12 protein-coding genes are annotated in these 12855 nt (G+C 36.7%); 5 read left to right on the top strand and 7 right to left on the bottom strand.

Features of this window, described 5'->3' with window-relative positions:
* Nucleotides 1-140: 140 nt before the first annotated feature.
* The 4 genes from QNI22_RS18465 to QNI22_RS18450 all read left to right on the top strand — a co-directional run bounded on the left by QNI22_RS18465 (nt 141) and on the right by QNI22_RS18450 (nt 3309).
* The gene (locus tag QNI22_RS18465; protein ID WP_314512883.1) at nt 141-998 is read left to right on the top strand and encodes a helix-turn-helix domain-containing protein; all 858 of its coding nucleotides are present in this window, start codon (nt 141-143) and stop codon (nt 996-998) included.
* A 317-nt stretch (nt 999-1315) separates the two neighbouring features.
* Nucleotides 1316-1726, top strand: coding sequence for an OsmC family protein (locus tag QNI22_RS18460; protein WP_314512881.1), 411 nt, complete (start codon nt 1316-1318; stop codon nt 1724-1726).
* Between the two features lie 67 nt (nt 1727-1793).
* Nucleotides 1794-2114, top strand: a complete 321-nt coding sequence (gene trxA, locus QNI22_RS18455) for a thioredoxin (protein ID WP_314512879.1) — start codon at nt 1794-1796, stop codon at nt 2112-2114.
* Nucleotides 2115-2481: 367 nt separating this feature from the next.
* Nucleotides 2482-3309: an XAC2610-related protein gene (locus QNI22_RS18450; RefSeq protein ID WP_314512877.1), complete on the top strand. Its 828-nt coding sequence runs from the start codon at nt 2482-2484 to the stop codon at nt 3307-3309.
* Nucleotides 3310-3322: 13 nt separating this feature from the next.
* Here the strand turns inward: QNI22_RS18450 and QNI22_RS18445 are convergent, their stop codons facing one another.
* From QNI22_RS18445 to pruA, 5 genes are all read right to left on the bottom strand, one after another.
* A complete protein-coding gene (locus QNI22_RS18445) occupies nt 3323-4147 on the bottom strand; it encodes a Rossmann-fold NAD(P)-binding domain-containing protein (protein ID WP_314512875.1) in 825 nt (274 codons plus the stop codon).
* Nucleotides 4148-4156: 9 nt separating this feature from the next.
* A complete protein-coding gene (locus tag QNI22_RS18440; protein WP_314512873.1) occupies nt 4157-5035 on the bottom strand; it encodes a bestrophin family protein in 879 nt (292 codons plus the stop codon).
* 82 nt (nt 5036-5117) lie between these two features.
* Nucleotides 5118-6095: an ADP-ribosylglycohydrolase family protein gene (locus QNI22_RS18435; RefSeq protein ID WP_314512871.1), complete on the bottom strand. Its 978-nt coding sequence runs from the start codon at nt 6093-6095 to the stop codon at nt 5118-5120.
* Between the two features lie 99 nt (nt 6096-6194).
* Nucleotides 6195-7811 carry a GAF domain-containing protein gene (locus QNI22_RS18430; RefSeq protein ID WP_314512870.1) on the bottom strand — a complete coding sequence of 539 codons (1617 nt, stop codon included), beginning with the start codon at nt 7809-7811 and terminating at the stop codon, nt 6195-6197.
* 513 nt (nt 7812-8324) lie between these two features.
* Nucleotides 8325-9956, bottom strand: coding sequence for an L-glutamate gamma-semialdehyde dehydrogenase (gene pruA, locus QNI22_RS18425; RefSeq protein ID WP_314512868.1), 1632 nt, complete (start codon nt 9954-9956; stop codon nt 8325-8327).
* A gap of 424 nt (nt 9957-10380) precedes the next feature.
* On the opposite strand from pruA, the gene QNI22_RS18420 reads away from it, so the two are divergent.
* Nucleotides 10381-10932 carry a hypothetical protein gene (locus QNI22_RS18420; protein WP_314512866.1) on the top strand — a complete coding sequence of 184 codons (552 nt, stop codon included), beginning with the start codon at nt 10381-10383 and terminating at the stop codon, nt 10930-10932.
* Nucleotides 10933-11314: 382 nt separating this feature from the next.
* Here QNI22_RS18420 and QNI22_RS18415 read toward each other — a convergent pair whose 3' ends face one another.
* Nucleotides 11315-11824 carry a phosphoribosyltransferase family protein gene (locus tag QNI22_RS18415; protein WP_314512864.1) on the bottom strand — a complete coding sequence of 170 codons (510 nt, stop codon included), beginning with the start codon at nt 11822-11824 and terminating at the stop codon, nt 11315-11317.
* Nucleotides 11825-11907: 83 nt separating this feature from the next.
* Nucleotides 11908-12855, bottom strand: a complete 948-nt coding sequence (locus QNI22_RS18410; protein WP_314512862.1) for a ComEA family DNA-binding protein — start codon at nt 12853-12855, stop codon at nt 11908-11910.

Below are 12855 nucleotides of genomic sequence, written 5' to 3'. Positions count from 1 at the left end.
CCTGTAGCTGACAAAATATCTCTACAAAAAAGACCATATGATACGAACCCAGACAGTAACTCTATATGTTGCGTGTTATATATCAAATAATAGGAATATTACATTACCTAAGCTTTCATTAGCCTGATTTCCAAAATTACATGAACAATCAACTAAAAGAATTTGCCTTTAAACGGTTTGGTATTCTGGATTTAAGTGTGTCAGAAAATCATCCAGCAGATCGGGAAACGTTAATGACTTTTATACGAATACTTTTTCTGAAAGCCGGAACCCACATTACAATTGACTTTAAAGACTATTCACTGAAACAAGATGCATTGTTTTTTGTCAATCCGGGCCAATGGATTCAGCTGGAAGAAGGTCTACAAACAGGCACAGTACTCTATTATAACCGCGACTTTTACTGTGTAGAAATTCATGATCAGGAAGTATCCTGTGATGGCATTTTGTTTCGTAATGTATATGAAATCCCTGTAGTTTATCTGACTCAGGAACAATCTGCATCCATACACGATATACTTAATGAGATTACTGCTGAACTGCAAAACGAAGAATCTAATATGGAAGAGATGCTTCGAATATTACTCAAACAGATTATCATTAAATCGACACGTATCTGGAAGCAGGAACATGAACTGGTCAATGAAGAGTCACACCAGGAAGTAGATTTTATCCGAAAGTTTAGCCAACTGGTAGAAAGCAATTATACCCGTCTGCATGCTGTAGCAGATTATGCCGAATTGCTACAAATGACTCCTAAAAACCTGAACAAACGGATTACAAAATACAGCGATGTTTCTCCCAACGATCTAATCAAGAACCGTATTCTACTGGAAGCCAAACGGCTACTGGCACACACAGATCTAAGTGTCAAAGAAATCGGATACAAACTCGGCTATGATGATCCGGCTTACTTTGTACGTTTCTTTACTCAGCAAACCGAATTTTCACCACAACACTTTCGTAAGCAATACCAACAGTCAGAGCCTTTTGCCTAAGCAAAGGCTCTTCTTTTTTATTGGGGGAAAAAGTACAACGAAAGGAGTTCTTTGTGCATTGAAGAGCCTTACAGCTTACTATATCTTTGTATCATCCAAATTAATCAAAAACAAAGAAACAGGAGCACAACATGAAAATCCTTAAAAACATCGCCAATCGTCTGCTTGAGACAATTTTAGCAAATCGTAGTGTAGTAGCACCTGTGAGAGTAATAGCTCACAATAAGCGCAGACCTTTCTAAGCAATCGCTTCAATTCTAACCCACTCAATACATACATTTTAATTAAATCATACAAAACCAACTCTCTATACTCATATGAAACGCACAGCAACCGCACTCTGGAATGGCACTATTAAAGAAGGAAAAGGCCATTTAACTACTCAAAGCACCGTCTTAAATCAAACTCAGTATTCATTTAACTCTCGCTTTGCAGATGGTATCGGCACCAATCCTGAAGAATTAATGGCAGCAGCTCATGCAGGATGTTTTACCATGAAACTGAGCCTTGATCTGACAACAGCCGGTTTTACTCCAGAATCATTAGAAACGCAATCTGCGATTATACTTGACAACGGAGTGATTACCCGTTCTGACCTGACATTGAAGGCTCGTATTCCAGGTATAAAAGAAGAACAATTTCAGGAAATCGCAGCAGGAGCAAAGGCTACTTGTCCGGTAAGTAAGGCGTATAATATGGAAATTACATTAAACGCATCTCTGATCTAAAAATCAGATTCGTGATATGCATATACAGGATGTTTTCATCCTGATACACAACTAAAACAATACAACTATGTCTCAAATATTCACAGACGCTAATTTTCAGAAAGAAGTTCTGGAAAGCGATCAATTAACCGTTGTCGATTTTAATGCTGACTGGTGTGGTCCTTGTCGCTCTCTGAGTCCTGTTATAGATGCTTTGTCTAAAGACTACGAAGGCAAAGTAAACATTGGTAAGGTAAATGTGGATCAGAACCCTGTTTTGAGCGCAGAATATGGAATACGTTCCATACCCGCCGTTTTATTCATAAAAGGAGGCAAAGTAGTAGACAGACAGTTGGGAGCTGTTCCTAAAACAGTGCTGGATCAGAAAATACAACTGCATCTGTCTTAACACTGCCATTTTTTCAGATAGATATGAAGGTTGAAATTTAGGCGTTACAACCACCTCTATGTTAAAATCTCCGGTTGATCAACCGGAGATTTTTTGTGATAGGCAGGAGCCACTTTCCTATTGCCTTCCTGATTTTCAATTTATTTTTTCAGTTTAATGATCTGTTATAAACTTATTGAACCCTTAAGGGACATTCATATTGATTAAGAGCATAAGTTTTTAGATTTTATTTTCAGGTTTGAGGTTAGTCTACAAAAGTTGTCTCTAACTTATAAGAAGTATTCATCAGAGATCCACTTTAACAGAAAGTTGATTCTTTAGTAGAATTCAGACTTTGGCCCTAAACCTTATTCAAAATTTTGTTAGTATGAAATTCATGCTTATTTCGTACATAATTATAGCATTCTTAACGGCTTGTGGTAGTTCTTTTAAAGAAAAACCAGTAGAGAAATATCGACCAAGTACGAGAGAATATAAAAGTAAACTATTTGTCAAAGATAGAGCAATCATGAATGCTCAAGATTTCCTAAGAGGAGACAGTATATTGATTTCTCGCCTAAAAGGATATACTACAACCTCTTTTGTGGAAATTAATTCTTCAAGCTTTTATTTAAAGATTTTTAAGCACCCACAGATAAACAAGCCTATTGCTGTTCTTATAGATTTTGATCATGACATTATGGGATTTTACATAAGTCACCATAAAAAATGGCACAGTATGAATATTTATGAGAGTAGCTTTGGCAAGACATTTTCAGTATTTACCCGATTATCTGATTTTAACTTTGATAATTATACAGACTTAGCTTTACATACGTCTTCATCGAATGGTTGCTCAAGTGCACATTTTGCCTTCTATTTCTATGATCCAAAGCAGCATATATTTATCAATGATACTACATTCGAAAAATCAGTAAGAGGAAATCCTATTGCTGATAAAAATCATTTGATAATCAGATCCAGAGAAGCATCTTGTGCCTGTGGGTGTTACACTATTTATGAACACAAATGGACAGATAATAAGCTAAGGTTAGTGAGAACATTGAATAAAGATCCATATGCAGATACTTTATTTATTACAAACTATTCCACTACAGGCCAAATATTATCCAAATCAGAAGAATATATGTCTTACGCCAAGTCCCAAAAATTGATTTCCGATTTTGAGAATTATAAGAAATATGATGTGAGATAGGTTCTAGATCTTTTCAAGATCCATAAGGAAATGCAACCGGATCAGGAAACTGAAAGGTATATTTTAAGTCCTGAACTAACTTATCGTTACTGATGACCTTATGCGCAGGCAATGTAGAATCATCATAGACAGGAGGGAGGAATCCCAGATCTTTTACATTCTGATCATATACAAGTCTGCGAACAGGATGTAAAGGTGCTACGACATTATAAGTTACACCCCATTTTTTCTGCTCAATTACCTCACAAATAACTTCTACGACATCATCTCTGTATATAAAGTTAACAGGTACATTACCAGTTGTAATTGTTTTGCCTGCCACATATTTCCCAGGAATACGGCCATATCCCATTAAGCCGCCACAACGAAGTATTGTTGTAGCAGCAGAAATATTCCTCAACAAGTATTCAACTTGTACCATTGCATTACTTTCTATTACTTCTGTTTCCTCAGTAGCAACCTGATTATTATCAGGATATACAGAAGTAGAACTTATGTATATGATTTGAGGTAGAGGTATTGATATGGATTCGGCTAAAGATCGAATTTGCTGCACATGAAATTCATCACCATGAATAACAGTACGTGGCGGAATATCAATAATCAGAATATCTGCCTGTAAAAACTCATATAACTCACTCTGATGTACTTCTGCAACACTGGGTTGAAGGTTAATTAAGAAAGGTTGTATCCCTGATTCAGCCAGAACACCTAACTTTTCAGTAGTAGTAGTACTTCCTTTTACCAGATACCCTTTTTCGAGTAGTTTTTTTGCTAAAGGTAAGCCCAACCAGCCACAGCCCAGAATAGAGATAGTGCTAATAGTAGTATCAGTCATATTTCTGTTTTATAATATTTCGCCGATGTGTTTTTTAATGTTGCTAGCTATTTTGAAAGTTGGTAGGTCATTGGCGTCTCCACCAAATGGATCTTCAATCTCCTCAGCAATCAACTCTATACTGGCCAGTACATAGAAGACAAAAATAACAACCGGAATTACCCAATATCCTAATGAAAAGACAAACCCAAAAGGCATAGTCATCACATAAAAGAAGATAAATTTTTTGATGAATATACTATAGGAAAAGGGGATAGGAGTATTCTTGATTCGTTCACAAGCACCACATACGTCAGTAAAAGAAAGCAGTTCTCCATTTAATACAATTAGCTGAGCCTCTTTGATTTTGTTTTCTTCATACAATTTGTTTGCCCGTCCGAATAATAAGGTAGCGACTTGATTAGGCAAATGTTTACTTTTATCCAAATCCTTCAAGTCCGGATGTTCCTGCTCATCCAAAGCCAATCTTGTTGCTTCTGACTGTAAGTGTGCGGCTAACGTAGAGGCATACAATGCAATAACACGTTTAAAAAAATGACGATTGGATGCATCTTCTGGTGGCAATATTGCAGCTAACTTAATAGCCAGATTTCGGCTGTTATTTACTAAACTACCCCATAATCTACGTCCTTCCCACCAACGGTCATAAGCAGTATTTGTCCGAAAAACCAGTAGCATGGAAATCACGAAGCCTAATAAGCTATGTATTACTGTCAGATTACGAAGATGGTTATTCTCTGATAGCTTCCAATATTCCAGTTCCATATAGGCTACTGCCCATGAATAGACACCAAGTGCTGCCATAAGAGGGGCCAACTGGCGTAGTGTATCAGATTTGTGAAAACGAAAAATAAATGTAAACCACTCTTTGGGATTGTAAGAGATCATTTGAGTTATTAATTCATGTAAATGATTATACCGATCAAAAAAGCTAAAAAGTATTCAAATAAGGGTCTGGATAAATCTTCGACTAGGATATCCCATTATATTTCTTGTGTAGTCTCATTGCCAAGTCTTCAATATCCTGACGGCGTGCTAGCTCTATTACCCATGATTCAGGAATTTGCTCAAAGCCATACAACAGACCAGCGAGTCCACCAGCAATAGCACCTGTAGTATCTGTATCACTTCCCAGATTCACTGCTTTCAATACTGTCTCACTATACGAATTGCTGTTTAGCAAACACCAGAAACTAGCTTCCAGACTACTTAGCACATATCCTGAGGAAGAAATTTCATTCTCATCATATTCATAAATCGGTTTTATCTCATAATTACTAACCGGATTCATTAGAATACGATGAAATTTATCTATTTCTTCCTGCCTACACACAGCCTGACTTTGTAAGAAGTCATTCACCAGGTTTTTAGTTATCTCAAAGGCTTCGAACTTTTCCTTTCCTTCTATAATCTGACGAGCATATTCCAAATAAATAAAACAGGCAATAACAGAACGAATATGTGCATGTGTTACAGAAGATACTTCTTTCGTGTATTGATAGCGTTTCTCAATAGGCATATCTTTAATATGTAGCAACAGAGGCAGAATCCGCATCAGTGACCCATTGCCATTGCTTCTCTCATCTGATCTGCCAGCATGAACAGGATTTACACCCCTTATCAAATCACTGATTGCATCAGAAGTAGCAAAGCCAATATCAAATACATTTCCATAAGGAGTCCAGTAATTCAGCTCTCGCCAGTTAATAAACCGACGTCCCAGATCATTGAGATCATACCCTTTACATAAACTTTCTGCCAGGCAAAAGGTAAGCGAACTATCATCCGACCAGGTTCCAGGTGGCTGATGATGACTCCCGTAGCCAATCATAGCAGTAACCGGATTGTCCTGTAATTCCATTCTCCCTTTAAATTCTACGGGCACTCCCAAGGCATCTCCTACAGCGACTCCAAATAAAATCTCTCTGGCAAAATTTCGGTGTGACATAAGTAGTGTTAAATAAAAAAGCACCCTGTTGTCAGGATGCTTCAAAAATAGCAGGATTTACAATTAAAAATTTACTAAAGCTGGATTTCTATTCAAGTATCAGGCGATTGCCATTTTTTTAAGTTCTTTATTTTCCAGAGTCAACTGTTCAATTTGTTGCATATACTCATGCCGTTTACGTTCCATCTCTTCCTGAGTAGCCTGCATCTCTTCCATATTCTGACGCATCTCCTCCTCCTGTGACCTCATCAATTCTGTCATGTGCTGAGTTTCAACCAATAATCTACTGGTCTTCTCGGAGATTTTTGCAGAAGCAAATGTAACTGCCATGCTCTCACCCAATTTTTCTACGAAGGCAATTTCATGAGGTTGAAACGTCTTGAAAGAAGCGAGTTCGATCACACCCTGAATTTTATCATCGTATTTAAGTGGCACAATCAGTAAGTTATTAGGACGGGCATCACCTAAACCTGATGATATTTTTATGTAATCCTGAGGAATTTGTGTCAGATAAATAGTATCAGCTTCCTGCCAGGCTTGTCCAGCCAGCCCCTCACCAGGTGCAATTTCTTTATTCAGGTATTTCTTTCTGTTATAAGCATAGGCAGCCCTCAGTTGTAGTACAGGTCTGGCAGGATTCTCATCCTGTAAGATAAATAAGGCTCCCTGATTGGCATTCAGATATTTAATAAGCTCAGCCAAAACACGATCTGAAATTTTAGTCAGATCAGACTCCTTTCTTAGGATCTCGCCCAGATAACTTAGACCTTCATTTACCCAGTTGCGTTTCTGATCTTCTTCTTTTACCTGTTGCATTTGCTCTTTCATTTGCAACAATTCACCAGCCAGTGTGGTAGTGTTTTTCTCCCGAATAGCTTCAGTCATTCCTTCCCACGTCACACTATAATCTCCATTGGCTATGTTCTTTACAAAATCAGATGCCCGCCGAATATTCTGGATGGAATTATCCAAAATATCTTTTACACTTATTTCTTCTGTAGCCTGTTCAGTTTGTGTGCGGGAATGGAAGAAATAATTCTGATTATAGTTTTCCAGCTCCAGTAATAACATTCGCCTTTCCTTACTTTCTTTTCTCAAACGATAGATAATAAAGTATACTGTAGGCAATGTGATAATCAATAATATGATTTGTATCAAAATATTCTGATACATGGCAGTTTGATAGTTTTCCTGCGCTTTGTGTTTTATTTGGTCTTGAAAGGCAAAAACCGGTTTTTCAAATGCAGCATATTTTACCCATACATCATATCCTTTATCTTGTTTGAGCATCTTGGTAAAAGCGGCCATACTATCTTTTTCAGCTAGTGTCACCATTTCACCCATAAACTGGATGTATTTATCTACTTCATGCTTTACTAACTGAAGAGAGTCCAGTTTGTCATACTTTTGTTCTTTCAGTAAAGAATCTATTTTGCGAAATAAGGGTTCATGTTTTACCAAAGCCGACTTATAAGGTGATAACAAATTGGTATCCTTAGTCAGAGCATACCCCCGAACACCTAGGTCCAAGGTGTGTACTGTTCCATTTAGGATACCTTGCGTGGCCAATTTAACTTCCTCAGTGTGTTTTTCAAGCAGTGAATTTTGTTCAATGACTTTATTGTTACGGATGGTAATCCAAATGTTTATCAATATGAGTAATACTATAGCAGCAAAAGATACGATAAGCCAGTTATTTTTTATGATCTTTCTCATGGAGAAAATGGTTACATAGTTGACTTTAAATTCTTTATTGTTGCAGCAGTTTAGCAAACCAGATTAAATAATTCGAAATCTGTACTCTTAATACAACTATGCAAAAAAGATGTGAAAAGGAGGGAGTAGTTACCGTATTACTACAGATGTAAGATTTTGTAGTATTTCAGAAAAAGTGGACTAAATTTTACGATTTTAAGATTCATAGCAAAGTTTTTCTATAAAAATCAAATATGAAATTATAAAGAGGAGATGCGTTTTTTCTCACTCGAAACACCTATACAACAACAAGCCTCACGCTGATTATCAAACTATTACAAACAAATACAAATAGTAGCCCTAGAAAACAAAGATAAATAAATAATCGAAAAAGCAGATCCTGTACATTCTTATTCTTTCTACAGAAATCTTGTAGGATTCTATCTATATTTTATAATTTCTGTCATAAAAAAAGCACCTCTTCCAATAGGTTTAATAACCATAGAAGAGGTGCTTTTTTATAGAATACCTATCTTATTCTTCAGCCAGGAAAGGGTAACGATAATCAGTAGGAGATACAAATGTTTCCTTAATAGTCCGTGTTGATACCCAACGCAGCAAATTCAGCAAAGAACCAGCTTTATCGTTGGTACCGGAAGCTCTTCCTCCTCCAAAAGGCTGCTGTCCCACAACCGCACCTGTTGGCTTATCATTAATATAGAAGTTACCAGCTGAATGCTTCAATTTTGCACTTGCCAGCTCAATAGCATATCTATCCTGCGCAAATACAGCACCAGTCAACGCATACGGAGATGTCTGGTCGACCAGTTCCAGTGTTTGTTCAAAATTATCGGCATTGTACACATATACTGTTAGTACAGGGCCGAAAATCTCTTCGCACATGGTCAGTGATTGAGGATTCTTTGTTTCCAGTACAGTAGGTTCAACAAAGTATCCTTTTGATTTATCATATCCACCTCCTGCTACAACTGTCACAGCAGGATCTTCTTTTGCTCTGTCAATATAGGATGCAATCTTATCAAAAGCCCGTTCATCAATTACAGCATTGATAAAGTTGCGAAAATCTTCTACACCACCCATGCGGAATGTTTTCAAATCTTCGATCATATAATTTTTCACTTCCTCCCATAATGTATGTGGAATATAGGCACGGGAAGCAGCCGAGCATTTTTGTCCTTGGTATTCAAATGCGCCCCTTAATAATCCAACCGCAACCGCTTTAGGATTAGCTGAAGCATGGGCAATCACAAAATCTTTTCCTCCTGTCTCTCCAACAATACGAGGATAAGACTTATATAGATGAATATTTTCTCCAATAGTTTTCCAGATATTCTGAAATACTTTGGTACTACCTGTAAAATGAATTCCGGCAAAATCAGGATGTTTGAAAATGATATCACCGGCAACAGGGCCATCCACATAAATCAAGTTGATAACACCATCAGGTACGCCAGCTTCCTGAAAGACCTCCATCAGCACTTGCGCCGAATAAACCTGAGTGTAGGCAGGTTTCCACACAACTGTATTACCCATCAACGCCGCCGAAGCAGGAAGATTACCAGCAATGGCTGTAAAGTTGAATGGTGTCAGAGCAAATACAAATCCTTCCAATGGTCTATACTCAACACGATTCCATACCCCTTGAGATGAAATAGGTTGTTGTTGATAAATTTCCCCCATATATGCCACATTAAACCGAAGAAAGTCAATAATTTCACACGCTGAGTCAATTTCCGCCTGGAATACATTTTTTGACTGACCGAGCATGGTAGCGGCATTCATTCTGGCACGATAAGGGCCTGCAATCAGATCTGCAGCTTTTAGGAATATAGCAGCCCGATGCTCCCAACTCATCTGTTCCCATTGTGGCTTTGCATTTAATGCAGCCTGAATAGCCTGTTCCACATGTCCGGCGTCTCCTTCATGGAAGTACCCAAGAATATGCTGATGATCATGTGGTGGTGAAAGAGGAATTCGTTGATCTGTATAAACCTTCTCTCCACCAATATACATAGGAATTTCTATCTGTTGGGAACGAGCATCTGTGAGAGCTCTTTTCAGAGTTGTTTTTTCTGGTGAACCCGATACATAGGACAAAATAGGTTCGTTTTTAGGAACAGGAATGTGGAAAAATCCGCTTGTCATACTAGTTAATAAATGTTTGCTGATGTAAGAGAATAAACAAAATTTTTATAAACACCTAGAATCCGTTGACGCTTTAGATTGAAAAAGTTAAATTTTACATAAAATAATTAACAAATTCTTTACACGATTTTCATAAAAACTTCGTTAAAAGAAAATAGCTTTAAATGATAGTATTTAACTTTTGTAAGGACTGATTCCCATTATTTTATGGAAATCAGTAGACCTTATCCAAAGAATTTACGTATACAAACCAAAGAATAAGATGAATAATATGCTTGCGAAGTTACGTAAATGCTTACGTTCGGGCAAAAAAACATATTAATTATGCCTATATCATATATTGTACAGATTAAGTAAAAAAATACACTGGATTATAGTATATATAAAGAAGTACCTTAGATGCTTCGTTCAACCAGCCATTTTTATGAATACGCTTTCTTTAACAGAACTACATGAGGAGTACCAGGAGGTTCGCAAAATAAAGCTCAGTGATGAGCAATTTTCTGCATTTATAACCTATTATCCAGCCCTATTGGTTGCGAAAACAGATGGTGAGGTAGATGAAAAAGAATGGTCTTTATTACAAGGACTCGCCAATCATATTGTTACTGAAACTCTGCCATCTAATGCAGACAAGGAAGAAGTTAAGGATTATAAGGATCTATTCTTCAACGAATTCAAATACTTGATTGATAATCTGGATATATGGGACCGGAAGTTTATGAAAACGTTACAGAAACTTCTAAACCAACGTCCTGAATTAGTTGAGACTGTCTCAGCTACATTGTATGCACTAGCAGATGTATCCAAAGGCGTTTGTGAAAAAGAAAATACGATGATTGAATACCTCAGAAGTGAATTGAAAATAAAGGATCTTGGTAAGAACATATGTGTTGTACCTCAAACTTCTCAATCAAGAGCAACTCGTAATCCATCATGGCTTGCCTTTTTGTCTTATTTTTCATTAGGTCTTTAAACTTAATATATAAAAACAGGAAAGGGTGAGAATATAATTCTCACCCTTTCCTGTTTTTATAAGATAGTCTAAATTATTTTGTAAAGGCCTTTTCGTTCTTTCGAATAGAATCTTCCAAGAGCAACATGATAATCGAAATTCACTGCAAAACTTGCCTTACGCCTAATTACGAAGGCTTAGTGCTTGCAGTGAATTCCGATCAGATTTTTCTTTATTGTAATTATGCTTAAAATAAAAGTGATCGGAGTTATGCACAAATTTTCATTAAAGGAGCCGATTGCCTTGTCTTAACTGATTTGTTTTTTGCCATAAATTATGCACATGTAAGGAGGCGGCATTAAAAAGTACCAATACTTACACTTGGACTGTTCCTATAATACTCTTAACTCAGATAAACCCCTAACTTATCTGAATCATCCAGATTTACATCAATATGTTCCTGAATAGTAGTAGATAACGCATAGCCTACAAAATCAGCCGCAATAGGAAATAGGGTATGGCTTCTATTAACAATAACAGCTACCCGGATTTTTTTTACAGGAATTTGGAGAAAGGGCTTTAAGCTATGTGCTAATGTGCGTCCGGTATTAAGTACATCATCCAACAAAACAATACTTTTATCTTTTAGAAAGCTTTCTTCACAATCTAGTTGTATTTCACTTTGTATAGGTGAGAGTTTCTCAAGGTCAATTTTCACCAAATGTACAGCCAAAGGTGAGATAGACTTTAATTGTTCCTGAAGTAACTGAGCAAACCGAAAGCCTTTATCATAAATTCCAGCGAGAATCACCTCTTGCTCATTGGCATTATCTTCATAAATCTCATATGCAATCCGCTTGATTTTCTGTAGAACCTGTTTTCTATCGAGAATTAATGTAGGAGCAACTGTCATTACATTTAAGAAATAAAATGGTTAGAGTTAATTTTTGGCCCTATATCTCATTTTCGATCCAACTTCAGGCCGTCGCATCAAAATTACTCAAAACTCACATATGGTATGATCTTTTGTAGAGTTGTTTGATCTAAAATTTTAATCTTTTCCAGATCGGCTACTGAATGATAGGCACCATGCTGTTGTCTATAAGCAACAATTATTTTCGCAAGTTTTGGCGATATATAAGGATGAGCATCTATCTCCTCTACAGAAGCTGTATTAATTCGGAGTGTCTTAACAGGTATACGTTCTGAAAGATAGGCATATTTGAGCAATTCATGCACAACTAAAGAATCCAGTCCATATACTTCATGTACTTGTTCTAATGCTCGAAACCCTCCTAAAGCATCCCGGTATTTGATAATACGTTTTGATAAGGCAGGCCCTATACCTTTAATCGCCATTAACTGATTTGTATCTGCCATATTAAGGTCAAACCTGGCAATAGCTGTTTCTTTCTTTATTGAATATCGATCTGTTTTGTAATCATTTTTCTTTTCGGGAAAGTGTTCAGCCATTTTTCTATCCATACTTTCAGGCAACTGAATATATGGATAAAGCTGCTCATAAAGAACAGGAGGGAAGTCATAGATTTTTTTCAGATCACTCTTAATATGAAAAACACCTCCCTTATTTTTATATTTTGAGATTCGGGTAGCCAGAAATTCAGGAACACCCAATTGTTGCCATTGTGTAACAGAAATTGTATTTGGGTTAAAGTTAAAAAGCTTTTGAACAATAATTGTTTCTTTTTGTTTAGTATCTACTCTCTGAAAAACAGGCTGGGTAGTTGTATCTAATAAAGCTACCAAACTATCTAATTGTCTTTTATCAGTAACAGGATCATATGTAGAAGTAGGCCATAGAACTGGTATCAGAAACATGGCAAGAATAGCCAGCAACATTAATCCGGAAAGGATCAAAAAACCATTTGTTTCTTTTCGTGTAAAACCTAAAAATTGTTGCAGTCTTACGTATTGTTTTCTCAT

Source organism: Xanthocytophaga agilis (genome assembly GCF_030068605.1).
GTDB lineage: Bacteria > Bacteroidota > Bacteroidia > Cytophagales > 172606-1 > Xanthocytophaga > Xanthocytophaga agilis.
Note: the sequence above shows the minus strand (reverse complement) of the source record. Positions and strands in the feature narration are given on the sequence as shown.